Here is a 24107-nt window from a genome sequence, read left to right on the forward strand (position 1 = left end):
TGACGCTCCTCTTATAATTGATTTTTTTTAATGACGCTGACTAATTCATTTTCGTTTGTTGCTAATAATAATTCTGCTAAAACAGATTCATTCTGTAACAGCCCCATTAGAGACTGCAGCATTTCTAATTGTGCATGGGGCTGGTTCAAGCCTAATACGAAGACGATTTGTGCTTTAACTTGTTGCGTATTGTCTTCCATGCTGTAAAAAACAGTTGGTTCTTGTAAAGTGACGACCGCTACGAATTCTTCCAAGACACATTCTGCATCTGTGTGAGGAATTGCCGCCCCAAGATTCATCAATTGAATCCCTGTTGGAAAAGTTGCTTCTCTTTTCTTAATTCGCTCTAAGAAATCTTCTCTGACCCAGCCAAGATCTAACGCTTTTTGCGCAACCTGTTCAAACAGTTCGTCTTGGCTTTTAAAATTTTCTTGTGCGAAAACCAAAGGTTCTTTTACATAGGAACTTAGTGTCGTTTCTGTCATTAGTTTGCCCTCCAATACTCATCGTTGAATTCAATTAACGCCTCCCGAATTTCTTCCTTCGTTTGCGCTTGTTCTATTTTGGCTAGTTGCTCCGAGCCAGCCAAACTCATCATTTCAAAAATTAAATCTAAATGTTCTTCCTTATCATTCGATCCCAATAAGATAACCGTATGGATCTTCCGACCATCTTCAGTGACGATCCCTTTCTTAACAATCCCTAAACTAATCCCGACGCCAATTGCGCCTGCTTCTGCTACCGTATGGGGTAATGCGAGTTTGTGACGTAAGACAACATAGGCCGGTAGTTCCGGCATTTCTTTTTTCAGTGCTTTTATATAATCCGTTGTAATGATTTGTTGTCGCTCCAACGGTTGAGCCAAAGCAGTTAAAACCTCTGACCAATCAATTGCTTTTTCAAAAATTTGAATCGTTTCCCCTTTTAGCAAATCAATCAAATGTGGTCGTTTCTTTTCTAAGATTTTAGAGTCTTTTGGAGCGAATAACCCTAACAATTCATCATAGAGACCAGCCTCATCAACGACTTCCGCATGTTTTTTCACGACCGCTAAAATTTTCTCCGGTGTAACTGCCTCGGTCTGGATCAACGCCGTTGAACGTAAGACCCGCTCGCGTAATTGTCGTTTTTCTTTTTCGGACAAAAAGTTATCGACCACAAACAGCTTCTTCTCTGTTTTTAGCGGCACTGCAGAAAACACCAGATCGACATCATATTCCGTGCGATAAAACTCTCGGGCGGACATAGTCGCAACAAAATCAATTTCCGGTAGCAAGTTGCGTAATGTATTTTCCAGCAAAGCTGCGATAGAAATTCCGTTAGGGCAAACAATGATTGCCCGCTTCCGATTTTCTGGATGAACGATTTCTGTACTTTCAACAATATGACTGCCAATAAATAAAGAGATGAAAAATAATTCTGCATCTGGCAACGCTTGCTCGAAATAATCCTCTAATGGACCACTGGACTCTTTGACTAGATAAAACAGTGAAAATAAATTGGCATCCTTATTTTCTTGATAAAAACGAGTCTGTAAGTTCAAGTGATACTTAATCCGATAATAGGCCGGACGCATATGGACCAACAGTCGATCAAGTAATTTATCCTTATCCTCTAGTCCAACACCGGCGATCCGTTCAAAGTTAGCGATTACTTTTTCCAAGGCTTCTTTCATTTTATTTAGCTCTTTCACCGAGAGTATGTCGCCTCGTGAAAGATTGGTCGTTAAAAGTAGCAGCGTTAAATAGACTCGTTCATTTTCAGTTAAACCATCCACATCCCAGATCACGCGATCGGCTGCCAAATATTCTTTTGTATCGGACAATTCACGATAATTGATTTTGAAGCTGTAAGAGATCAGCTTGCCTTTTTGCGCTCGTCGAATCATTAAAATAATTAGTAATGGTAATGTTCTAAGACGTTCATCGGTAAATTGAACTTCTAATTCCTCTTCCACTAGTTCTACCCGTTTACGAAAGACTTCAATTTCTTTAGAATCAATATTGGCATACTGACTGATCAATTGAATTCCGTTATACATCCCAGCTAGCTGATTCAGTAAATCCGATAGCAAATTACGTTTGTTCCACTCATCACCATGAATAAAGTAGCCTTTTTGCCGCGTGTACTTTAGACTTAATTCGTTGTGTTGCAGCTCTTGGTCGACCTCTTTCAGGTCACGCAATACGGTATTCCGACTAACTTTTAATTCATCAATGAAATGATTCAATGAAAGATAATCTTCTTTACTTAACAACATCAGTTCAATTACGGCTGATCGTTCTTTACCAGAAAAAACATAACTTTCGTTAGTTTCTCCTAGCGGCTCATCACCACCCTTAAAGTTTGAAAGAATCTCATTTGCAATGAGAAAGTGACCATTTTTTGTTCGTTTGATCTCACTCAGTTTTTCATCTAATAAAGAATCATTGATTTTCTTCAAAGCGTAATTCAATTGACCACGCGTTAAATCAAATTTCTCACACAAAGCTTTACTAGTAATTTGGGGGTTGTTGACTAACTCAACAAAAATTTGGTTTGTTCTTTCTTCTAAATTCATTGTCATCCCTCTTTACACCCTTAATTTAACTTAAAACCGCTTACATTTCTATCTCATTTGCTTCCCAATAATTCAGTGTTTTTTATGCAACTTGGGGCTTATAAACTATTCTTTTGCTAAAAAAAATTAGTTAACTCTTAAAAAAGGCTAACTAACAATCGAAAAACATCGTTCTATTCTTTTTTTTGACTACAAATTATGCAACTTGGGACTCTTTATTTCACCTTATTTTACCAAGAGTCTCATTCTTTGTCTGTTCTTTATGCAAACTAGACTTTACAATTTTTGAATCAAAGAGGATGCGACAAAAGTCTTGTCATATCCTCTTTCTTATTTTCCAACTAAAAAAGTACCTCTCATTTGCAGTTACGATTCGTCAATCAATCGCAAGCTTGATTTCATAGGGTTCGATTTTAAACAGCTGAACTAAGACTTCATTTACTTGCTTAAACAACTCTTCGTTTATTTCAAAAGTTTTATTGACTTGTAACCGTTGGTCATCTGTTTGATACACAATTTGATCACCTAGATAGATTGGCTTGACCTGTGCTGTCTCATTTTTCAAAATAATTTCCTCATCGCCAATACCGACGGGAATCACTGCTTCACGCCAGCCATTTTTTTGTGCGATCGTTTGGACCAGCGAAGGCAGATCAAATGCCTCTAATACTTCTGAGCGCTGATCTTCGAAATGAATCGTGAAGGTCTCCGTATTTTTGAGACCACAGGCATTACAACCGCCCTCAACTAAAAAAGCTTGGCTACTGATTGCTGCTCTAGGCATGTTGTTCCCTCTTTTCTTGATAGATTTTTGTTAACGAAGTGGCATCTAAATCAGCAAAAGAGGAAACTACCACATCTGCAAATGACAGATCTTGCTTCGGAAAAGCTGGATTAGCAAAACCAACACAGACCATCCCAGCATTTCGAACAGCTCCGGTGCCATTTTTGGTATCCTCGATCCCAAGACAGTTTTTCGGATCAACACCGATCCGTTCAGCAGCTGCTAGATAGACATCTGGTGCTGGTTTTGAATGCTTCACTTCTTCCGTACTAACAACCTCTGAGAAATAGTCTGATAGACCAAGGGCTAATAAATTTTCTTTGATTTCAGCTAATGAGGAGGAGGAGGCCACGGCTAATTTCAAGCCCGCTCCATGCAAACGCTTAACAAAGGCTTGGACATGGGGGATTACTTTGATTCCATCACGCCGGATCATTTCTTGCCGTAATGCTGTCATTTTTGCCACATATTCTGGAACAGTCAGCGGTAATGCGAATTCTTGCTTCATCTGCTGCCACATATATTCACTGGTAGTTCCCATAAATTGAAAGTGATAGCTCTCCTCCACAATGTGTCCAGCCTCTCTTAAAATTTGAGATTTACTTTGAAAATAAGTATATTCTGAATCAACTAATACACCGTCCATATCAAAAATAATTGCTTCTAACATTCTGATCCTCCCTAATAACATTTGTTTAAACTTTACCACAGATAATTTGTTGAATATAGTCCCGCTTGATTATGTCTAAATTTCGACAAAAACGTACAGCACAAGCTGTACGTTTAAAGGTTTTTTTCTACGACTTTTTCTGGGATGAACCACATCAATAAAATCAAGACATTTACGATCAATACAGCAATCGGAGTGATTAATTTCCCTAAAAGTAGTGCAACAGCTGCACCACCAACTGAAATGTATAATTTAGGATAGTGTCCAAACAATTGACCAATCTTAGAATCTTTTCCATTGGCCCGCACCAAAGCTTGGACTAATAGGTAATAAGCAAAATTAGTCCCTAAGATTACTGCGCCATACAAGGCTTGCGGTGGCCAATCAAACGGATAATCACCGACCCATGCAGTCACATAGGGAAATAGAGTCATCATCAAAATTAAAAAATTATTTACCCATAAGACCCAGCCGTCAACCTTTCGCACCAACTGAAAAAGATGGTGATGATTATTCCAATAGATTGCTAGACTTACAAAACTAATCAAATAAATGATAAATTTATGTTCCATATTTATAAATGCCGACCAGTTAGGCGATGTTGGCTCATGTAATTCTAATACTAGCAAGGTCATGATGATCGCGATAACTGCGTCGGTAAAGGCTTCAATTCGTGATTTTGGCATTGTTTACTCCAATCGTTACTTACTAAAAATCAGGGTTATCTGACTACCATTAAACCAAAAAAAGATAAAATTTACCAACAAATACGTCTTAAGTTGGACGTAAGCAAACAAAGAGTTTGATAAACTAGGGTTAAGTTAAAACAAACGGAAAGAAGGAATTTAAAATGATGAAAGATTATCCAATGGTTGTTCGAATTTTAGCTGTCGTCGGCTTTTTCTTAGTAGCTAGTTTGCTTTTAAGTATTATCATACCGGTTGTTTCCAGTCTGATCGGCTTATTCTTTAGAATCGCGATTCCACTGGCGATTGCTTACTTCTTAGTTAACTGGTTGACGAAACGGCGCCGGTCGTATTAACTCTTAATAAAAAGAAAGCGGGATGACACACTTGTTGTCATCCCGCTTTTATTTAACTCTTCCAACTCTCGATCATCTTACTGTGGTTTTAATCATATTTGACCAGGAAAAATTGGAATGCCTTAGTCTCTTTACCCCAGAGAAATATCTAAAATCATCATGATCATAAAGCCCGCCATTGCACCAAAAACACCATAATGATGCTTGCTATCAGTTGTTGCTTGCGCTTCAGGGATTAATTCCTCAACTACAACATAAATCATTGCACCTGCGGCAAAAGACAGTGCATAAGGCAATAGAGGCTGGACACTAGTCACCAGAATAGCTCCTATCACTGCGGCGATCGGTTCTACCAGACCTGAAGCTTGTCCGTAAAGGAATGACTTCGTCCGGCTCAGACCTTCCTGACGCAAAGGAATCGATACTGCGGCACCTTCTGGGAAGTTTTGGATACCGATCCCTAATGAGACGGAGATCGCCGCTAGAACGGCAGCGGTTGGATTTGCTGCTTCATTTGCGGCACCAAAAGCGACACCGACGGCTAGTCCTTCTGGAATATTGTGCAATGTAATTGAAAAAACTAACAAAATCGTCCGTTTTAAATGACTGGGAAAACCTTCTCTTTCTTTATTCGGCCCGAAGTGCATATGGGGAATCGTTTTATCTGCGATATACAGAAATAACCCCCCGAGACCAAAGCCAATACTTACCACCAACCAAGGGATTGAACCGTTCTCCTCTGCAGCAGCGATTGCTGGATCTAACAAAGACCAAAAGCTGGCTGCAATCATTACACCTGAAGCAAAACCTAACATTAAATTTAAGACATTCCGATTGATCTTTTTAAAGAAAAAAACCAAGGCAGCACCTAACGCTGTCATTCCCCAAGTAAATAAAGTTCCCATCAATGCCTGCTGCCAAGCTGCTAAGCTTAATAACCATGTAGCCATAAAAACCTCCCCTTACCAAATAATCTGCTGAAACAAGCTTGAGCCAGCTAAATATTATCTGTAATTTTCTTTGGTATCCTGAAACCGTTTGTTTGTAATAATACTATCATATTTTAGGTATACCTGTATACTTCTTTGAAGACACTTTCTTTGCTGGTTTTTTTGGAACGCGCTATACTTTTTAAGTAGGAACTTACAAAAAGAAAGTGAGTGAATTATATGTCAAAAATTAATGCAGGCGTTGCGATGGTCAATGTTTTAGAAGCATGGGGCATCGATCATATCTATGGAATCCCCGGCGGTTCATTCAATTCAACGATGGATGCCTTATATCATGAGCGGGAATCCATCAAATATATCCAAGTTCGCCATGAAGAGGCTGGGGCTTTAGCTGCGGCGGCTGATGCAAAATTAACAGGTAAAATCGGGGCTGTCTTTGGTTCTGCTGGTCCGGGTGCTAGTCATTTAATTAATGGTTTATATGATGCTCAAATGGATCACGTGCCTGTTTTAGCTTTGTTAGGCCAAGTCGCTTCTACTGCCATGAACTATCATTCGTTCCAGGAATTAAACGAAAATCCGATGTTTGCAGATGTTAGTGTCTACAATCGGACAGTCATGACACCAGAAAGTTTGCCGCATGTAATCGATGAAGCGATCAAAGCAGCCTATCAACAAAATGGTGTCGCAGTCGTTACGATTCCAGTTGATTTTGGTTTTGAAGAAATCGAAGAAATAGAAATTGCAACAGCCAAAAATCATAAAACCGGGGTGCTTCTACCTGACGAAACTGACCTTAAAGCAGCTCTTCCCTTAATCGAAGCAGCGAAAAAACCAGTGCTTTACGTGGGACAAGGTGTTAGGGGCCATTTTGATGCCGTTAAAGCCTTTGCTGAATATTTCTCGATGCCGATTGCAGCTGCAGTACTGGCTAAAGGAATCATTCCTGATCTATACGAAAACTTTTTAGGTTTTGCAGCCCGTGTGGCAACGAAACCTGCAAATGAGGCTTTAGCTGATACTGATTTGATTGTTTTTGTCGGCAGTGATTTTCCATTCGGTCGTCATTTCTTTAATCCAGAAGCTAAATTCATTCAAGTCGATATTGATGCAACTAAATTTGGGCGTCGCCACAATGTTGACGTTTCAGTTTTGGGAGATGGTGCGACTGCGCTACGTCGTTGGATAGAACTAGGAAAAGCACGTCCTGCTGATGATTGGTTAAAAGCCAACCAAGAAAATATCAAAAATTGGCATGCTTGGCGTAAAAGTTTTTATGACGATGCTTCTACACCCTTGCGACCAGAACCGATTTTTAAAGAAGTGAATCGAATCGCTGAACAAGATGCTGTCTATGTTAGTGATGTTGGAAATGTTACCGTAAATTCGATCCGTCATTTAGAAATGAACGGTGAACAACAATTTACGACTTCTGGCTGGTTTGCAACCATGGGCAATGGTGTTCCAGGCGGAATTGCCGCTCAACTATCTTACCCTGACAAACAAGTATTTACCTTCAGCGGTGATGGTGGTTTTGCAATGCAAATGCAAGATATTATTACACAGGTAAAATATAATTTACCAATCATCAATGTCGTCTTCTCAAACAATGCGTTTGGTTTTATCGAGGCTGAACAAGAAGATACTGAGCAACAAAAATTTGGCGTTTTCTTAGAGGGTGCTGATTTTGGTAAAATCGGGGAAGCACTTGGAGCAGACGGCTTTACAATTACCGAATACAGCCAATTGGAACCCGCCTTCACTGCTGCCAAAAACAGTAAACGTCCAGTTGTAATTGATGTCAAAATCAAAGATGAACGTCCATTACCCGTTGAGGCTTTAGAGCTAGATCCAGAAAAATTCTCAGCTGAACAAATCAAGGCGTTCAAAGAAAAATACCAAGTTCATGATATGCCCACTCTACGGGAATTACTAAATAAAAAGAGCTAGTAATAGAATCTTTACCACTCTGAACTATAAAGTGAGGAGCAAAAAGGTGATGCCAAATAATTTTGGCATCACCTTTTTCACATTCTTCTGATGGTCTGCTTGGCTTCCACTGTCAATTGTTCGGTCAATTCGCTCGCCGACAATTCTCGATTCACTAGCGCTTGTAGAACCATCGGTAAATTGACACCGGTCACTAAAGATTGCCGCGAATCATTGATAACACAATAGCTAGCATAACGAAATGGTGTTCCACCAAACATATCGACTAACCAGACCACTTCGTCAACCTTCGTTAGTAAATCGTTAGCAAAATGCTCGATCTCCTCTTGGCGTCCAATCGTCCCAGGCTCAATATTTAATGTTTCTACGCAGCTTTGTTCACCCAAAATGGCTTCCGCCGTTTTTAACAGACTATCCGCTAAATGGTCATGGGTCGTGATAATTATCCCGATCATACTGACACACCCCTTCACTGTCAAGTCTATCCTATTTTAATTCCCAAGTAAATTCTTAAAGGTTGACTTGAAACTTCAGATGTTCCCCGATATAATGCAAAGAGGCCTTGCGCCAATACTGATAAAGCGAGGAAAATCATTGATTACAGTAAGTGACGTTAGTTTACAGTTTCCTGATCGTAAACTTTTTGATGACGTAAATATTAAATTCACTCCCGGCAATTGTTACGGGTTGATTGGTGCCAATGGTGCTGGTAAATCAACCTTTCTTAAAATTTTAGCAGGCGATATCCAACCGTCGACTGGTTCCGTTACTTTAGGACCTAACGAACGGATGGCTGTATTAAAACAAAATCATTTTGACTTTGAAGAATACACAGTTCTTGAAACAGTCATTATGGGCCACGAACGCTTATACCAAGTCATGCAAGAAAAAGACGCCATTTATATGAAGGAAGATTTTTCCGATGAAGATGGTATTCGTGCAGCAGAACTTGAAGGCGAATTCGCTGAACTTGACGGTTGGGAAGCAGAACCCGAAGCAGCGGTCTTATTACAAGGTCTGAATATTCCTGAAGACTTGCATCAAGTTAAAATGAGCGAACTGACAGCGGGGCAAAAAGTCAAAGTTTTACTAGCTCAATCACTTTTTGGCAAGCCTGATGTCCTTTTACTAGATGAACCAACCAATGGTTTAGACATCCAATCGATCAACTGGTTAGAAGAATTTTTGATCAATTTTGATAATACTGTGATCGTTGTATCCCATGACCGCCACTTCTTAAACAAAGTGTGTACCCACATGGCTGACCTAGACTTCGGTAAAATCAAATTATATGTCGGAAACTACGATTTCTGGTTGGAATCAAGCCAATTAGCAACAAAACTACAATCGCAGCAAAATGCGAAAAAAGAGGAACAAATCAAAGAATTGCAAGACTTTATCGCTCGTTTCAGCGCTAACGCGTCAAAATCAAAACAAGCGACTTCGCGAAAGAAAATGTTGGATAAAATCACCTTGGATGACATCCAACCGTCTTCACGCCGTTATCCATTCGTTCAATTTAAACCCGAACGAGAAATCGGCAATGACCTGTTACAAGTCGACAATGTCAGCGTAACAATCGACGGTAAGAAAATCTTAGATAATATTTCCTTCACCTTAAATCGTGATGACAAAGTCGCCTTCATCGCTGAAAATGACTTAGTGACGACGACGTTATTCAAAGTCATCATGGGTGATTTAAAACCTGATACCGGTACGATTCGCTGGGGTGTGACAACTAGTCAAGCCTATTTACCAAAAGATACTACAAAAGAATTTGATAGCTCAATGCCGATTCTTGATTGGCTCCGTCAATATGCCAGCAAAGAAGAAGACGATAATACTTTCTTGCGCAGCTTCTTAGGTCGCATGTTATTCTCAGGCGATGAAGTGATGAAGCCGGTCAATGTCTTATCTGGGGGAGAAAAAGTCCGTTGTATGCTCTCTAAATTGATGTTGTCAAAATCAAATGTTTTAGTCTTAGATGATCCAACCAATCACTTAGACTTAGAGTCAATCTCCGCTTTGAATGAGGGATTAATCGCTTATAAAGGTTCGCTTTTATTCGCCTCACATGACCACCAATTCATTCAAACGATTGCCAACCGGATTATCGCCATTTCTGAAAACGGTGTGGTCGATCGTGCCGAAACAACTTATGATGAATTTTTGGAAAATCCAGAAGTTCAAAAGCAATTGAGTCATTTGTATTAAAAAAAAAGCAGCTGCGAAAAAAATCGCAACTGCTTTTTCCTTTGTTTAACTTTGCTCACTAAAAAAAACGAGGAAATCTAAGATGATTCCCTCGTTTTTATTCCTAGTTAATTGCGCTTTTCCCCACGAGTAAAGACCGCAATACAGCCCAATCCAGTATGACTAGCAATAGTCGTCCCTAATGGAAAAATTCGAACTTCTTTCGGTTGGATGCTTTCTTCTAGATGGCGTTTGACTTCTTCTGCACCTGCTTGATCGGCGCTAGTCGTGATAAAAATTGTTTGGTTGGCAGGATCTGTCGTTGCTTTACCAATTTTGTCAGCAACTAGTTGCAAGGCTTTTTTACGCCCCCGAACTTTCTCAACATTTTGCAGCTTGCCATCAATATCGACCGTAATGATTGGTTTGATATTCATTAGGCCACCAATTGCTGCACTCGTCTTAGAGATTCTTCCCCCACGCTGCAAATGATTCAAATCATCAACAGTCACCCAATGATGATAGGTTAGTTTATTTTCTTCTAACCATTGATGTAACTCAGTCAAAGACATTCCTGCCTGTTGTTTTTGCGCTGCTTCATAGACCATCAGCCCTTCACCACCGCTGGCAGCTAAAGAATCTACCACATAAACTTCAGCAGTCGGGATATCCTCTTTAAGCAATTCCACTGCTTGCATCGCGCTTTGATAAGAACCGCTCATGCCAGATGAAAAGCAAATATACAAAATCGGGATATTTTTCTCTGCATAACTTCGGAAAAATTCAACGTAACGACCGACATTGACTTGTGAAGTCGTAGGCATCGCTCCATTTTTGATTTCTTGATAAAAATCATCAATTTTAAAGCTGCGCCCTAAATCGTCAGCGAATTCTGTTCCATTTATTGAGACATACATTGAAATAAAATCAACGTTGTTTTCAGCTAATAATTCATACGGCACATCGCAACATGAATCTGTCAGAATCTGATACATTTTAAAATCCTCCAAACACCCACTTAATAGTAAATTCATTTTACTAGATAATTGGTTGCTTGTCTCATATTATGTTAAATTTGGGCCCAAACACTTTCCATAATATTGGTTTGGGTCCGATCTGGACCAACTGAGAAGGTTGAGATCCGAACACCGACTAATTCAGAAACGCGACGAACATAATTACGGGCATTTTCCGGTAGGTCTGCTAAATTACGACAACCTGTAATATCTTCACTCCACCCAGGTAATTCTTCATAAACTGGTTTGCAACGATTCAATTCCTTCAAGCTTGCTGGATAATGGTAGATCAATTCCCCATCTAGCTCATAAGCTGTACAAATTTTAACTGTTTCTAAACCACTCAAGACATCAATCGAATTCAAAGAAAGATTGGTGATTCCTGAAACACGTTTTGAATGCCGCATAACAACTGAATCAAACCAGCCGACACGACGTGGACGACCTGTCGTTGTGCCGTATTCACGACCAACTTCACGAATCTGATCGCCAACTTCATCAAATAATTCAGTTGGGAAAGGACCATCACCAACGCGAGAAGTATATGCTTTACATACCCCTACAACTTTATTGATCTTCGCAGGTCCGACACCACTACCGATCGTAACACCACCAGCAACTGGGTTAGATGACGTAACAAACGGATACGTTCCTTGATCGATATCCAACATGACCCCTTGAGCACCCTCAAAAAGAACACGCTTGCCTTCGTCCAGTGCATCATTCAAGATCACTGATGTATCAGTCACGTATTGTTTGATTTGTTGACCATAAGCATAATATTCTTCAAAGATATCAGCAAAATCCATCGCTTCATCATCAAACATTTTGACAAATTGACGATTTTTTTCTTCTAAGTTGATCTTCAAACGTTCTTCAAAAATTTCTTTATCCAATAAATCAGCAATACGGATACCCACACGTGCGGCTTTATCCATATAAGCTGGTCCGATCCCTTTGATGGTTGTGCCGATTTTGTTCACACCTTTGGCATCTTCTTGTAATTGATCCAACTTAATATGATACGGTAAAATCACGTGCGCACGATCAGAAATACGCAAATTATCCGTCGTAATTCCTCGCTCATGCAAATAGGCCAATTCCGTGACTAATGATTTAGGATTGACTACGACACCATTTCCGATAACACTGATTTTTTCTTTGTAGAAAATCCCAGAAGGAATCAAGTGTAATTTATATGTTTCATTGTCAAATTTGATTGTATGACCTGCATTATCTCCACCTTGGTAACGAGCAATGACTTCTGCATTTTCACTTAAAAAATCCGTGATCTTCCCTTTACCTTCATCGCCCCACTGCGTCCCTACAACTACTACAGATGACATCTGAACACCTCATTTTATTTTATTTAATCCTGAACCATTGTACCAAGAATAGCCTTATACTTCAATGAAAATTCGAATATTAAAATATAAAGGTAATAAAAAGAAGCCAAATTACGAACATTATTTATTTAGAACATAAAAATAGATGAAAACCAAGGTCTTCATCTATTTCAACTAGTCAGCTTTTACACTTTCAGAACACTTTTTTAGGTCAAAGTTAATTTCGCTTCGATCACTAAAATTCCGCTCTCGGTGATAAAGAAGAGAACTTATTATACTCCTTGATAAAAAGTAACTCTACCGTTCCCCGAGCCCCGCTCCGGTTTTTTTCAATAATAACTTCGATCACGTTCCGATTCGCTGCAGACTCTTCCTCTTCATCGCCTTCACGTTCATAATAATCATCCCGATACAAAAAGGCTACGATATCGGCATCTTGTTCGATCGAACCTGATTCACGAATATCACTCAATACCGGTCGTTTATCCTGACGTTGCTCAACACCACGAGAAAGCTGTGATAAGGCAATGACAGGGACTTTTAATTCTTTAGCTAACTTTTTCAATTGACGTGAGATCTCAGAAACTTCTTGTTGACGATTCTCACGTCCCGTCCCTTCAATCAATTGCAGATAGTCAATCAAAATTAAGCCAAGATTGCCTTTTTCTTTAGCTAATTTATGGCATTTTGCTCGAATTTCAGAAACTTTAATTCCGGGAGTATCGTCAATAAAGATATTGGCCCGAGATAGACTACCCATTGCAACAATCAAATTCTGCCATTCTTCTTCAGACAGCTGCCCTGTCCGTAAATGACTGGCTTCGATGGAACCTTCTGCACACAGCATCCGGTTAACCAACGATTCTGCCCCCATTTCCAAACTGAAAATAGCGACTGATTTATCTGTCTTGGTCCCGACGTTTTGCGCAATGTTTAAAGCAAAAGCAGTCTTACCAACCGCCGGACGTGCAGCTAAGATAATTAACTCCTCAGCCTGAAAACCGGCCGTCATTTTGTCTAAGGCAGCATAACCTGTTGGCAAACCTGTAATTTCTTCATTGTTCCGTGCCAGCTGATCAATATTTTCAATCGCGGTATTCAACACCTCACTGATGGTCAAAAAACCGCTCTTATTACGTCGTTCCGATACTTCCATGATATTCCGTTCGGCAGCATCTAAAATCGTCTGAACGTCGTCTCCTTGCTCAAAACCTTCCGTCACAATATTCGTAGCTGTTTGGATCAGGTTTCGTAGCAAAGACTTCTCTTCGACAATTTTAGCATAATACCCTACATTAGCAGCCGTTGGAACGCTCAGCGCAAGTTCGGATAAATAACTTAATCCACCAGCATCTTCCAGCTGATTTTGTTGTTCCAGCAATTCTTTAACTGTCACTACATCAATCGCTTCATTACGATTGTTTAATTGAATCATTGAACGGAAAATCAATTGATGGCCGCGACGATAAAAATCTTCTGGAACTATGTACTCCATGGCCGTGATTAAAGCATCGGTTTCCAAAAAAATAGAACCTAAAGTCGCTTGCTCGGCTTCGATGCTTTGGGGTGGCACACGATCTTGTAACATTTCGCTCATGTTTGTTTACGCTCCTCTTCGTCCATCTATTTTACAAAATCTGCCTGTTAAATACAACAAAGAGTATGAGCGATTCTCCTAATCTCAAGAATTCTCATACTCTTCAATAAACATTCGACCAATTTAGATTATTCTTCGATTACGTGAACCTTAATAATCCCTTCAACATCCGTGTGAAGTTTTACTGGAACTTTTGTATAGCCCAAGGTACGAATCGGATTTTCTAGCTCGATTTTACGCTTGTCGATTTTCAAATCATATTGTTTCTTCAATCCTTCGGCAATTTGTTTTGAAGGGATCGAACCAAATAAACGACCATCTTCGCCACCTTTGGCTTTGATTTCTACAACTGTGTCTTCCTTAGCTAAGAATTCTGCTAATTTCTTAGCTTCTGCTAAAACTTCAGCAGCCTTTTTATCTTGAGCTTTCTTTTGTCCGCTCAATTCTGAAATACTGCTTTTGGTTGCTTCCTTAGCCAAATTATTTTTAAGTAGATAGTTTTGTGCGTATCCTGTTGGGACTTCTTTAATATCGCCCTTTTTACCTTTGCCTTTAACATCTTGTAAGAAAATTACTTTCATTCTTCTGTCCCCTCCATTAGCTGTTTATTAATAGCCTCTAATAGCTGTTCTTTCGCTTCAGCGATCGTTGTGTTAGTCAATTGGGTAGCCGCATTGGTAAAATGTCCGCCGCCGCCTAATGCCTCCATCACCATTTGGACATTAATCGTCCCAGAGCTACGTGCACTAATTGCAATTACTCCGTCTGTCCGTTTGATAATTACAAAGGCCGCATTGATATCTACCATTGAAAGCAACGTATCTGCCGTTTTCGCTGCAGTGACACTGTCATACTCTTGGTCATCGGTTCCAGTAGCAACAACGATATCTTCTCTGACATAATGGCTTTCGCCTACTAATTTACTGATTTCCAAATAAGATTGGATATCTGTACTCAATAAATATTGTACTAAAGAAGCATCAGCTCCACAAGTCTTTAAATAACTAGCGACATCAAAAGTTCGCGCCGTTGTTCGAACCGCAAAGTTTTTAGTATCGACCGTGATCCCGGCAAGCAATAATGTTGCCTCCATCTTACTCATGCGTTGTCGCTCATTACTTTCAAATTGAATCAGTTCAGTCACTAATTCTGAAGCAGAAGAAGCGGAGGACTCAATATAAGTCAATAATGACTTTTCAGGAAATTCTTCACCTCTGCGATGATGGTCGATAATAACAATATTTTCAAACTGTTCGTATAACTCCTGATCGATCGATAAAGATGGCCGATGGTAATCTACCATAACTAATAGATCGCCAGCCTTTCGCTGTTTCTTCGCATTTTCAGGCGAAAGTAATAAATTATCTAGTTCACCATTTTGATGGATTTCCTCTAAGCAACGCTCCACATCAGGAATCGTTTCGTTTTCATTAATAATCACATGCACTCTTTTATCGTGATAACGAGCTAAACATGCGACTCCAAAAGCTGAACCAATGGCATCCATATCTGGAAACCGGTGGCCCATCACAAAAACATTACCTGTTTGATTAAAAACATTTTTTAAAGCTGTCGACATTGCTCGCGAACGCACCCTTGTTCGTTTGGCAGCACTAGCAGAGTTACCACCATAAAATACTGGCTTTTGTCCTTCTGCCGCGTTTTTCACTACGACCTGATCACCGCCACGAACAAGGGCAATATCTAAATTATTCTGTGCCTCATCACCAATCACTTCTAAAGATTCCGTACCATAACTAATTCCCATACTTACAGTGATCAACATGTCTTGTTTTTCAGCTGAGGTCCGAATATGCTCCAGCAAATCAAAATTATTCTCAATCATTTTCTCTAAGTCGTCATAACGAGCAAATAAGAAAAAACGTTCGGCATTTACTCGTTTATAAAATATCCGATAAGAATCCATCCAGTCAGAAATAATCGTTGTGATAAATGAATTCAAGTTAGAAATTTCTTTATCGTCCCGGCGATCGATCACATCATCATAATTATCAACTGAAAGAATACCGACAACTGCCTGTTGCTGCTGCTCTCTATTTTCCAATACGTATTCTTTGGTGATATCAATTAAATAGACGACGCGTTTTTCTTGATTTAAATCAAAGTGATACAGTACATCATTTATCTTATAAATACTCTTGCCTTTTTCTGAACGCTGCAGTAATTCATTGACCATATCTTGTTGATCAGCTTTTGTTAACTGTTGAATGCTTTCCGTTATTGCTGGATTAGCCCACGTGAAGGTATTCTTCTCATCCCAGGTAATAATTCCTACTGGCATATCATCAGATACATAATCTAAAGCTTCTTGGGCACGCCGCGAAGCATAGTTTATTTTTTGCTGATTCGTAATCTCAACCCGATTACGTAAAACTATTGTATATATCCATAAAAGAACATCGATTAATATAACAATAACTGCTTTCAAAAGATCAAACGGCAACAAAAAAATTGCGGTTAATTGAATCAGTAGTAAACAGAGTAAGAAAAAGGACCATTTCAAGCTCGGATACTTTTTCATCTATAACCTCCTAATTCGTTCTGCTTAGCTATCAGAGATATTGGATTACTAGATAACTTTCTGAACAGCTTAACAGTCTAATTCTATCATACTCTCCTTTAGCAAGCGACTTTCTTTAATGTTTCACGTGAAACATGAGAAACAAATAGAATTCTTCTAGCAGACTAAATAGATTAAAAAAAGAGACTTCAACTACGAAGTCTCTTTTGATCATGCATTTTATTCTTCAGAAACAAATGCTAACAAGCCCATAATACGAGCGCGTTTGATAGCGATCGTTAATTTACGTTGGTTTTTAGCGCTTGTTCCAGTTACACGACGAGGTAAAATTTTACCACGTTCGCTGATGAAACGTTTCAATAATTCGATATCTTTATAATCGATGTATTCAATATGATTAGCAGCAATATAGTCTACTTTACGACGTTTGCGACCTCTTCTTTGTTGTGCCATTCCGTTTCCCTCCTATTCAATTGTTAGAATGGTAAATCATCATCTGAAATGTCGATTGAGGATCCACTAAATGGATCGGAATCTCGATCGAAGTCAGGCATAGTATTCTTAGCTGACTGAGAGGATTGATTATAATTGTTGTTAAAATTATTTGTCCCGCCACCTTGGAAACTATCATTATCATTAGTAGCACTTGGGCTCTGTTGACGTTGTTCACTTGCGGAACGTGATTCCAATAACTGGAAGTTTTCAGCAACAACTTCTGTCACATAGACACGTTGTCCTTGCTGATTCTCATAATTTCTTGTTTGGATGCGGCCAGTTACACCTAAAAGGGTCCCTTTGCGCGCATAATTAGCTAAAGTTTCAGCTGATTTCCGCCAAATCACACAATTGATAAAGTCTGCTTCACGATTCCCGCTTTGATTCGTAAAATTACGATTCACCGCTAAGGTAAACGTTGCAACACCAGTACCATTTGCTGTATAGCGTAAATCAGGATCCTTTGTTAAACGACCAACTAGTACAACATTATTAATCAAAGTAAAGCCAGCTCCCTTCTCGTCAATTGTTTCACGTGAAACAATTATTCTTCAATCTTAACGATCATGTGACGAATAATATCGTCATTGATTTTTGCAAGACGATCGAATTCGTTAACTGCAGCAGCTGTTGTTGGTGCAGTTGCATTGACGATATGGTAGATGCCTTCACGGAATCCGTTCATTTCGTAAGCGAAACGGCGTTTTTCCCAATCTTTTGAATCGATAATTTCTGCTCCATTATCTTTCAAAATTGTATCGAAACGTTCTACTAAAGCAGTTTTTGCTTCTTCATCAATGTTCGGACGAATGATGTATGTGATTTCATACTTCGTGTTTTGACTCATTGACTTTCACCTCCCTATGGACTATAAGGCTCTTAACTTTCTTAAGAGCAAGGAGAGCGATCTAAAAAAAATAGACTACTCACAAATATTCATTATACATAATCGTCCTACAAAAATCAACTGTTTCTTTACTTTAAGCTACGAAAAACAGCTGGAATTACTTCCAGCTGTTAAAATTTTTTATTCTTTTGTATCGGTATCAATCGCTGTTTCTTCGGCTACTTCCATTGCTTCAGTGGATTCAACTACTTCAGTTTCTTCCTCTTCTTTTTCAACAATCGCCATCGTAACCACTTTTGTATTTTCTTCCATCTTCATTAACCGAACCCCTAAAGTTGCTCGTCCAGTTTGTGAGACACCACCAACGTTGAAACGGATGATGACTCCTTTATCGGTAATCAATAGAATGTCTTCATCCCCATTAACGGTCGTTAAACCAGCTAATGGACCATTTTTCTCTCTAACATTGGCAGTCTTGATCCCTTTACCACCACGGCCTTTGATTGGATATTCAGTCGCTTTGGTCCGTTTGCCGTAGCCTTTTTCAGTAATGACTAAGACTTCTTGATCAGCTTTTAAGACATCTGAGCCAATTACGTAATCTTCTTCACGCAAACGAATTCCACGCACGCCACTGGCCGTTCGACCCATATCGCGGACAGCTTCTTCTTTAAAGGTAACAGAATAGCCATTGTGGGTACCGATAATGATCGTTTCATCACCTTCTGTCGACATGACATTAACTAATTCATCGCCTTCACGTAAGCCAATTGCGATCAGCCCGTTGGCACGAATGTTTGAAAAAGCAGTAACAGTCGTCCGTTTGACGGTTCCTTTCTTTGTAACAAAGAATAAGAAATGTCCTTCTTCTGCTTTACCATTCACCGAAATCACAGCTTGAATAGTTTCGTTTGAATCAATTCCCAGCAAGTTGATAATCGGGATTCCTTTCGCGGTCCGACCGTATTCAGGTACTTCATAACCTTTTGCTCGGTAAACTCGTCCATTATTCGTGAAGAACAGCAACGTATCATGAGTCGAGCAAGAGATCAAGGTCTTCACGAAATCGTCATTGTGGATTCCCATCCCCTGAACACCGCGTCCACCTCGACGTTGCGCCCGGAATTCATTTGATGCTACTCGCTTGATATAACCGTTATTCGTTAAAGTAATAACGACATCCTCTTCTTCAATCAAATCTTCGTCTTCAAGGCTTAAGACTTCACCAACTAATAGTTCTGTTCGCCGATTGTCGCCGAATTTAGCCGCCACTTCTGCTAATTCGGTACGAATGATTTCTAACACACGCTCAGGACGCGCTAAAATGTCGTCTAAGTCGTGAATCGTCTTTAGTAGCTCTTGATATTCATTCTCGATTTTCTCGCGTTCTAAGCCTGTTAAACGGCGTAGACGCATATCTAAAATCGCTTGTGCCTGCCGATCAGATAATTCAAAGCGTTCAATCAACGTTGCTTTGGCGATATCATCTGAGGCAGAACTACGGATCGTCGCAATAATCTCATCGATGTGATCCAGAGCAATCCGCAAGCCTTCTAAAATATGGGCCCGAGCTTCAGCTTTTTTCTTATCAAACACTGTCCGACGAGTAATAACGATCTTTTGGTGTTCGATATAATTTTCCAAAATTTGTTTTAAATTCAAAATCCGAGGAACGCCCTTTTCAATCGCCAACATATTAAAGCTGAAAGAAGTTTGTAATGACGTCATTTTGTACAGATTATTCAGAATGACCGAAGCACTGACATCCCGGCGAACTTCAATCACGATCCGCATCCCTTCACGAGAGGATTCATCTCGTAAATCTGTGATGCCCTCGATCCGTTTATCTCGATGTAATTCGGAGATTCGTTCAATTAACTTAGCTTTATTAACCATATATGGCAGTTCAGTCACGATGATCCGTTCCTTGCCATTCTTTTGTTCTTCGATCTCGGTTTTGGCACGAACAGTGATTGAACCTTTACCTGTCTCATACGCCCGGCGAATTCCCGATTTACCCATCACTAAACCGCCCGTTGGGAAATCAGGACCTGGGATGCACTCCATCAATTCTTGAGTCGTTGCCTCAGGATTTTCCATCAATAGTTCGATTCCGGCTGTAACCTCTCGCAAATTATGCGGCGGTATATTCGTCGCCATCCCAACTGCGATCCCCGTTGCACCATTGACTAATAAGTTTGGAAAACGAGCTGGCAATACCACCGGTTCTTGTTCACTATCATCGTAGTTTCCTTGGAAATCAACGGTATCTTTATTAATATCCCGTAGCATTTCCATCGCGATTTTACTTAGACGTGCTTCAGTATAACGCATCGCCGCAGCTCCATCACCATCGACAGAACCAAAGTTTCCGTGACCATCGACTAACATGTTGCGGTAGCTGAAACTTTGAGCCATCCGCACCATTGATTCGTAGATTGCGCTATCTCCGTGGGGATGGTACTTACCCATGACATCCCCAACGATACGAGCTGATTTTTTATGAGGTTTATCTGGTGTAACCCCTAATTCATTCATGCCATATAAAATTCGACGATGAACAGGTTTCAATCCATCCCGTACATCTGGTAAAGCCCGAGCTACAATAACACTCATTGCATAATCAATGAAGGAGTCTTTCATTTCACTGGTTAGATTGACGGCTTGTATATTTTCTCTGCGATCTTCCAAATCGATCCTCCTCACTAAATATCCAAGTTCTTAACGTAATGCGCATTTTCTTCGATAAATGCGCGACGTGGTTCTACTCGATCGCCCATCAGCATTTCAAAAACTTGATCGGCTTCGATCGCGTCATCAACACTCACCTGCAGCATTAATCGATTTTCTGGATCCATCGTTGTTTCCCATAATTGGTGATCATCCATTTCACCTAACCCTTTGTAACGTTGGACGTTGGGCTTCGGTGTTGCAGGCAATTCTGACATTTTCTGTGCCAATTCTTCTTCAGCATTCTTACCTGGCTGGATGTACGTAATATTTTTACCTTGCTTGATTCCATACAATGGCGGCTGAGCGATATAAACATAGCCTGCTTCCACGATTGGACGCATATAGCGATAAAATAAAGTCAATAAAAGTGTCCGAATATGAGCACCATCGACATCGGCATCGGTCATGATAACTAATTTATGATAACGTGCTTTCGATACATCAAAATCCGCTCCAAAACCAGTCCCCATCGCAGTAAACAATGAACGGATTTCTTCATTGGCTAAAATTTTATCCATTGAAGCTTTCTCCACGTTCAAGATCTTGCCACGAATTGGTAAAATCGCTTGGAATTCACGATTTCGTCCTTGTTTTGCTGAACCACCGGCAGAATCTCCTTCGACGATGAATAATTCGCATTTTTTAGGGTCATTGCTTGAGCAGTCCGCCAATTTACCTGGGAGGTTGCTAATTTCTAACGCACCTTTTCGACGAGTTACTTCACGTGCTCGTTTGGCTGCTAGACGAGCTTTTGCTGCCAACATTCCTTTTTCAACAATTCGACGACCAACAGAAGGATTTTCCATTAAGAACTTCAGGAAGTTTTCAGAGAACAAACGATCAGTAACTGTTCGAACTTCTGAATTTCCTAATTTCGTCTTCGTTTGGCCTTCAAACTGTGGTTCTGGATGCTTGATGGAAATGACCGCTGTTAGACCTTCCCGGACATCTTCGCCGGAAAGATTTTCATCATTGTCTTTCATGATCTTTTGTTTCCGAGCATAATCATTGATCACCCGAGTCAAAGCCGTTTTGAACCCAAATTCGTGGGTTCCACCCTCATACGTATGAATGTTATTGGCAAAACTCAAAATATTGGTATGGTACCCGTCCGTATATTGCATCGCAACTTCAACGGTAATATCTTGTTGCTCGCCTTCCACATAAACGGGTTCTTCAAAGATCACTGCTTTATTATGATTTAAATGTTCGACGTAGCTCTTAATCCCGCCTTCATAATGAAATTCCCGCAGAATCGGATTTTCTTCTCGTTTATCTTCAATCGAAATTTTCAATCCACGATTTAAGAAGGCCAATTCCCGGACACGTGTAGCCAATTTATCGAAGTTAAAAACGGTTGATTCCGTAAAAATCTCAGGATCGGGGATAAAATGAACGGTCGTTCCATGTTTTTCTGTCTCACCAATCACTTTTAGGTCATCAACAACGGCTCCACGACGATATTCTTGGAAATAGATTTTACCATTTTTGAAAACTCGGACATCTAAGCTGGATGACAACGCATTTACGACTGAAGCCCCCACACCGTGGAGTCCACCAGATACTTTATAGCCGCCACCGCCAAATTTTCCGCCGGCATGTAAGATTGTGTACACGGTTTCGACCGCTGGACGCCCCGTTTTAGCCTGGATATCCACCGGAATTCCTCGGCCATCATCGCTGACGGTAATACTGTTATCTGCCTCGATCACCACGTGGATATGGCCAGCAAAGCCTGCTAACGCTTCATCGATCGAATTATCCACGATTTCCCATACAAGGTGGTGTAAGCCTTCTGTGCTCGTCGAACCAATATACATCCCAGGACGTTTCCGAACAGCTTCCAGCCCTTCTAAGACCTGGATTTGACTGGCATCGTACTCTTGCGCACGTTCTAGTAAACTCTTTTCCTCTTCTGTCATCTACGTTTCTTTCCTTTCTATCTGTCCTTGATGGACGTAAAAAATATCCGGATGAACGGTCATTTTGCCTTTAACATGATTCAATGTCGTTGTTGTTAGAAAAGTCTGAACTTTGTTCTCGATTGTTTCTAACAAATGGATCTGACGATTGTCATCAAGCTCGCTCATGACGTCATCTAAAAGTAAAATCGGATATTCGCCTGTTTCTTCTTTCATCAAATCGATTTCAGCCAATTTGACACTTAACGCAGTGGTCCGCTGCTGTCCTTGCGACCCGTAAGTCTGGACGTTTTGCTCGTTTACCTTAAAAATCAAGTCATCTCGATGAGGACCTAAAAAGGTATTTCCTTTAAATATCTCGCGTTTACGATTTTTCTGGAGCTCCGTTAGAAAAGTGAGCCGAATTTCTTCGACCTTTTCACTTTCTAACGGAAGACTCGCAGCATATTCGATCGCCAGCTGTTCCTTTTGATTGGTAATCTTGCCATGAAGATCATTGGACCAATGTTCCAGCTTTTTAACAAACTGCAACCGATTCGCTAAGACTTTGCTACCAAAATCAACCAGCTGCTCCGTTAAGATATCGAGATAAAGCTCATCGGTTTGTTTCTTTTCAGAGAGTTGTTTTAAATAAAGATTGCGCTGTTTTAATATTTGTTGGTATTGAGCTAAGTCATACAGATAGACTGGGTTGATTTGTCCCAATTCCATATCAATGAACCGGCGTCTTGTTTGCGGGCTACCTTTCACTAAGGAAAGATCCTCTGGTGCAAACAAAATGACATTCAGTTGACCAATATAGCTGCTCAATTTTTTTTGTTCGATATGGTTAACCTTGGATTTGCGTCCTTTTTTAGTTAGCAATAATTCCAGCTCTAATTCGCTCGTTCCTCGTTTGATCCGCCCTTTAATCTGAGCAAAATCATCTTGCCAGCCAATCAACTCTTGCTCACTGCTGGTTCGATGACTGCGGGTCAAAGCTAAAACATAGATACTTTCCAAAAGATTGGTTTTTCCTTGCGCATTCTCACCTAAAAAAATATTCAGCCGATTGGGAAATTCCAAGACAAGTTCTTGATAATTTCTATAATTTCTCAGTTCAAGCTTATTCAGCCGCATCTGATTCTTCCTTATTTTTGACCATAAAAAAAGTTCCTACCTCAGGAATCTCGATCATCATTCCCGGATAGAGCTTTCGGCCGCGGCGATTTTCCAACTCGCCATCTACAAAGACTGTTTCTTCTGCTAAAAACCACTTGGCTTGTCCACCGCTAGAGATCAAATTAATCTCTTTCAATAACTGACCAAGCGTCATGAACTCTGTTTCTAAAAAAATTTTTTGTTTCACATTCATCCCTCATTTTCATGCTAGAAACACCTTTTTATTATACCCTTTTTTAACGGATAAAACAAATTAACTCGTTGTATTTTTCGATTTAAGAAGTTTTAAGCCATTTTAA

Annotated in this window: 22 protein-coding genes; 3 read left to right on the plus strand and 19 right to left on the minus strand. The window is 40.0% G+C overall.

What is annotated here, in order from left to right; translation table 11 throughout:
* Positions 1-11: 11 nt before the first annotated feature.
* The 5 genes from EP1_RS08890 to EP1_RS08910 all read right to left on the minus strand — a co-directional run bounded on the left by EP1_RS08890 (position 12) and on the right by EP1_RS08910 (position 4700).
* On the minus strand, positions 12-485 hold the full coding sequence (locus tag EP1_RS08890) for a PTS sugar transporter subunit IIA (protein ID WP_067626581.1): 474 nt from the start codon (positions 483-485) through the stop codon (positions 12-14).
* Positions 485-2560, minus strand: coding sequence for a BglG family transcription antiterminator (locus tag EP1_RS08895; protein WP_083507529.1), 2076 nt, complete (start codon positions 2558-2560; stop codon positions 485-487). The genes EP1_RS08890 and EP1_RS08895 overlap by 1 nt, the downstream gene beginning before the upstream one ends.
* Positions 2561-2936: 376 nt before the next feature.
* On the minus strand, positions 2937-3344 hold the full coding sequence (locus EP1_RS08900) for a DUF4809 family protein (protein WP_067626584.1): 408 nt from the start codon (positions 3342-3344) through the stop codon (positions 2937-2939).
* Complete coding sequence (locus EP1_RS08905) at positions 3337-4014, minus strand: HAD family hydrolase (protein ID WP_067626586.1); 678 nt, start codon at positions 4012-4014, stop codon at positions 3337-3339. Before EP1_RS08905 ends, EP1_RS08900 begins: the two co-directional genes overlap by 8 nt.
* Positions 4015-4127: 113 nt before the next feature.
* Positions 4128-4700: a TMEM175 family protein gene (locus EP1_RS08910; RefSeq protein ID WP_067626588.1), complete on the minus strand. Its 573-nt coding sequence runs from the start codon at positions 4698-4700 to the stop codon at positions 4128-4130.
* Between the two features lie 164 nt (positions 4701-4864).
* Between EP1_RS08910 and EP1_RS08915 the strand changes: the two genes are divergently transcribed.
* Positions 4865-5056, plus strand: a complete 192-nt coding sequence (locus EP1_RS08915; RefSeq protein ID WP_067626590.1) for a hypothetical protein — start codon at positions 4865-4867, stop codon at positions 5054-5056.
* Positions 5057-5187: 131 nt separating this feature from the next.
* On the opposite strand, the gene EP1_RS08920 is transcribed toward EP1_RS08915, so the two are convergent.
* Entirely contained in the window at positions 5188-6006 is an 819-nt protein-coding gene (locus tag EP1_RS08920) for a ZIP family metal transporter (protein ID WP_067626592.1), read from the minus strand.
* Positions 6007-6225: 219 nt separating this feature from the next.
* On the opposite strand from EP1_RS08920, the gene spxB reads away from it, so the two are divergent.
* Complete coding sequence (gene spxB, locus EP1_RS08925) at positions 6226-7956, plus strand: pyruvate oxidase (RefSeq protein WP_067626594.1); 1731 nt, start codon at positions 6226-6228, stop codon at positions 7954-7956.
* Positions 7957-8033: 77 nt separating this feature from the next.
* Here the strand turns inward: spxB and EP1_RS08930 are convergent, their stop codons facing one another.
* Positions 8034-8411, minus strand: coding sequence for a PTS sugar transporter subunit IIA (locus EP1_RS08930; RefSeq protein WP_245630601.1), 378 nt, complete (start codon positions 8409-8411; stop codon positions 8034-8036).
* 139 nt (positions 8412-8550) lie between these two features.
* Between EP1_RS08930 and EP1_RS08935 the strand changes: the two genes are divergently transcribed.
* Positions 8551-10170, plus strand: a complete 1620-nt coding sequence (locus tag EP1_RS08935; protein WP_067626597.1) for an ABC-F family ATP-binding cassette domain-containing protein — start codon at positions 8551-8553, stop codon at positions 10168-10170.
* Between the two features lie 107 nt (positions 10171-10277).
* Here the strand turns inward: EP1_RS08935 and EP1_RS08940 are convergent, their stop codons facing one another.
* From EP1_RS08940 to yaaA, 12 genes are all read right to left on the minus strand, one after another.
* Positions 10278-11144, minus strand: a complete 867-nt coding sequence (locus tag EP1_RS08940) for a DegV family protein (RefSeq protein WP_067626599.1) — start codon at positions 11142-11144, stop codon at positions 10278-10280.
* A 74-nt stretch (positions 11145-11218) separates the two neighbouring features.
* Complete coding sequence (locus EP1_RS08945; protein WP_067626601.1) at positions 11219-12511, minus strand: adenylosuccinate synthase; 1293 nt, start codon at positions 12509-12511, stop codon at positions 11219-11221.
* Positions 12512-12746: 235 nt separating this feature from the next.
* Entirely contained in the window at positions 12747-14108 is a 1362-nt protein-coding gene (gene dnaB, locus EP1_RS08950; RefSeq protein ID WP_067626604.1) for a replicative DNA helicase, read from the minus strand.
* 128 nt (positions 14109-14236) lie between these two features.
* The gene (gene rplI, locus EP1_RS08955) at positions 14237-14689 is read right to left on the minus strand and encodes a 50S ribosomal protein L9 (protein WP_067626606.1); all 453 of its coding nucleotides are present in this window, start codon (positions 14687-14689) and stop codon (positions 14237-14239) included.
* Positions 14686-16650 carry a DHH family phosphoesterase gene (locus EP1_RS08960; RefSeq protein WP_067626608.1) on the minus strand — a complete coding sequence of 655 codons (1965 nt, stop codon included), beginning with the start codon at positions 16648-16650 and terminating at the stop codon, positions 14686-14688. Before EP1_RS08960 ends, rplI begins: the two co-directional genes overlap by 4 nt.
* A 219-nt stretch (positions 16651-16869) precedes the next feature.
* On the minus strand, positions 16870-17103 hold the full coding sequence (gene rpsR, locus EP1_RS08965; protein ID WP_010742563.1) for a 30S ribosomal protein S18: 234 nt from the start codon (positions 17101-17103) through the stop codon (positions 16870-16872).
* Positions 17104-17126: 23 nt separating this feature from the next.
* Positions 17127-17645, minus strand: coding sequence for a single-stranded DNA-binding protein (gene ssb / locus EP1_RS08970; RefSeq protein ID WP_067626610.1), 519 nt, complete (start codon positions 17643-17645; stop codon positions 17127-17129).
* A gap of 44 nt (positions 17646-17689) precedes the next feature.
* Positions 17690-17992 (minus strand): 30S ribosomal protein S6, encoded by a 303-nt coding sequence (gene rpsF / locus EP1_RS08975; RefSeq protein WP_067626613.1) that lies wholly within the window; start codon positions 17990-17992, stop codon positions 17690-17692.
* A 180-nt stretch (positions 17993-18172) separates the two neighbouring features.
* Positions 18173-20683 carry a DNA gyrase subunit A gene (gene gyrA, locus EP1_RS08980; protein WP_083507530.1) on the minus strand — a complete coding sequence of 837 codons (2511 nt, stop codon included), beginning with the start codon at positions 20681-20683 and terminating at the stop codon, positions 18173-18175.
* Between the two features lie 14 nt (positions 20684-20697).
* On the minus strand, positions 20698-22647 hold the full coding sequence (gene gyrB, locus EP1_RS08985) for a DNA topoisomerase (ATP-hydrolyzing) subunit B (protein WP_067626615.1): 1950 nt from the start codon (positions 22645-22647) through the stop codon (positions 20698-20700).
* The gene (gene recF, locus EP1_RS08990) at positions 22648-23766 is read right to left on the minus strand and encodes a DNA replication/repair protein RecF (RefSeq protein ID WP_067626617.1); all 1119 of its coding nucleotides are present in this window, start codon (positions 23764-23766) and stop codon (positions 22648-22650) included.
* Complete coding sequence (gene yaaA / locus EP1_RS08995) at positions 23753-23995, minus strand: S4 domain-containing protein YaaA (RefSeq protein ID WP_067626619.1); 243 nt, start codon at positions 23993-23995, stop codon at positions 23753-23755. The genes recF and yaaA overlap by 14 nt, the downstream gene beginning before the upstream one ends.
* Positions 23996-24107: the final 112 nt, after the last annotated feature.

The sequence above is a fragment of the Enterococcus pseudoavium NBRC 100491 genome (assembly GCF_001544295.1).
Taxonomy (GTDB): domain Bacteria; phylum Bacillota; class Bacilli; order Lactobacillales; family Enterococcaceae; genus Enterococcus_A; species Enterococcus_A pseudoavium.

What these genes read in the sequence shown, in the direction of transcription:
- EP1_RS08890 (WP_067626581.1), bottom strand. Translation starts at nt 485, where the DNA reads ATGACAGAAACGACACTAAGTTCCTATGTAAAAGAACCTTTGGTTTTC.
- EP1_RS08895 (WP_083507529.1), bottom strand. Translation starts at nt 2,560, where the DNA reads ATGAATTTAGAAGAAAGAACAAACCAAATTTTTGTTGAGTTAGTCAAC.
- EP1_RS08900 (WP_067626584.1), bottom strand. Translation starts at nt 3,344, where the DNA reads ATGCCTAGAGCAGCAATCAGTAGCCAAGCTTTTTTAGTTGAGGGCGGT.
- EP1_RS08905 (WP_067626586.1), bottom strand. Translation starts at nt 4,014, where the DNA reads ATGTTAGAAGCAATTATTTTTGATATGGACGGTGTATTAGTTGATTCA.
- EP1_RS08910 (WP_067626588.1), bottom strand. Translation starts at nt 4,700, where the DNA reads ATGCCAAAATCACGAATTGAAGCCTTTACCGACGCAGTTATCGCGATC.
- EP1_RS08915 (WP_067626590.1), top strand. Translation starts at nt 4,865, where the DNA reads ATGATGAAAGATTATCCAATGGTTGTTCGAATTTTAGCTGTCGTCGGC.
- EP1_RS08920 (WP_067626592.1), bottom strand. Translation starts at nt 6,006, where the DNA reads ATGGCTACATGGTTATTAAGCTTAGCAGCTTGGCAGCAGGCATTGATG.
- spxB (WP_067626594.1), top strand. Translation starts at nt 6,226, where the DNA reads ATGTCAAAAATTAATGCAGGCGTTGCGATGGTCAATGTTTTAGAAGCA.
- EP1_RS08930 (WP_245630601.1), bottom strand. Translation starts at nt 8,411, where the DNA reads ATGATCGGGATAATTATCACGACCCATGACCATTTAGCGGATAGTCTG.
- EP1_RS08940 (WP_067626599.1), bottom strand. Translation starts at nt 11,144, where the DNA reads ATGTATCAGATTCTGACAGATTCATGTTGCGATGTGCCGTATGAATTA.
- EP1_RS08945 (WP_067626601.1), bottom strand. Translation starts at nt 12,511, where the DNA reads ATGTCATCTGTAGTAGTTGTAGGGACGCAGTGGGGCGATGAAGGTAAA.
- dnaB (WP_067626604.1), bottom strand. Translation starts at nt 14,108, where the DNA reads ATGAGCGAAATGTTACAAGATCGTGTGCCACCCCAAAGCATCGAAGCC.
- rplI (WP_067626606.1), bottom strand. Translation starts at nt 14,689, where the DNA reads ATGAAAGTAATTTTCTTACAAGATGTTAAAGGCAAAGGTAAAAAGGGC.
- EP1_RS08960 (WP_067626608.1), bottom strand. Translation starts at nt 16,650, where the DNA reads ATGAAAAAGTATCCGAGCTTGAAATGGTCCTTTTTCTTACTCTGTTTA.
- rpsR (WP_010742563.1), bottom strand. Translation starts at nt 17,103, where the DNA reads ATGGCACAACAAAGAAGAGGTCGCAAACGTCGTAAAGTAGACTATATT.
- rpsF (WP_067626613.1), bottom strand. Translation starts at nt 17,992, where the DNA reads ATGAGTCAAAACACGAAGTATGAAATCACATACATCATTCGTCCGAAC.
- gyrB (WP_067626615.1), bottom strand. Translation starts at nt 22,647, where the DNA reads ATGACAGAAGAGGAAAAGAGTTTACTAGAACGTGCGCAAGAGTACGAT.
- recF (WP_067626617.1), bottom strand. Translation starts at nt 23,766, where the DNA reads ATGCGGCTGAATAAGCTTGAACTGAGAAATTATAGAAATTATCAAGAA.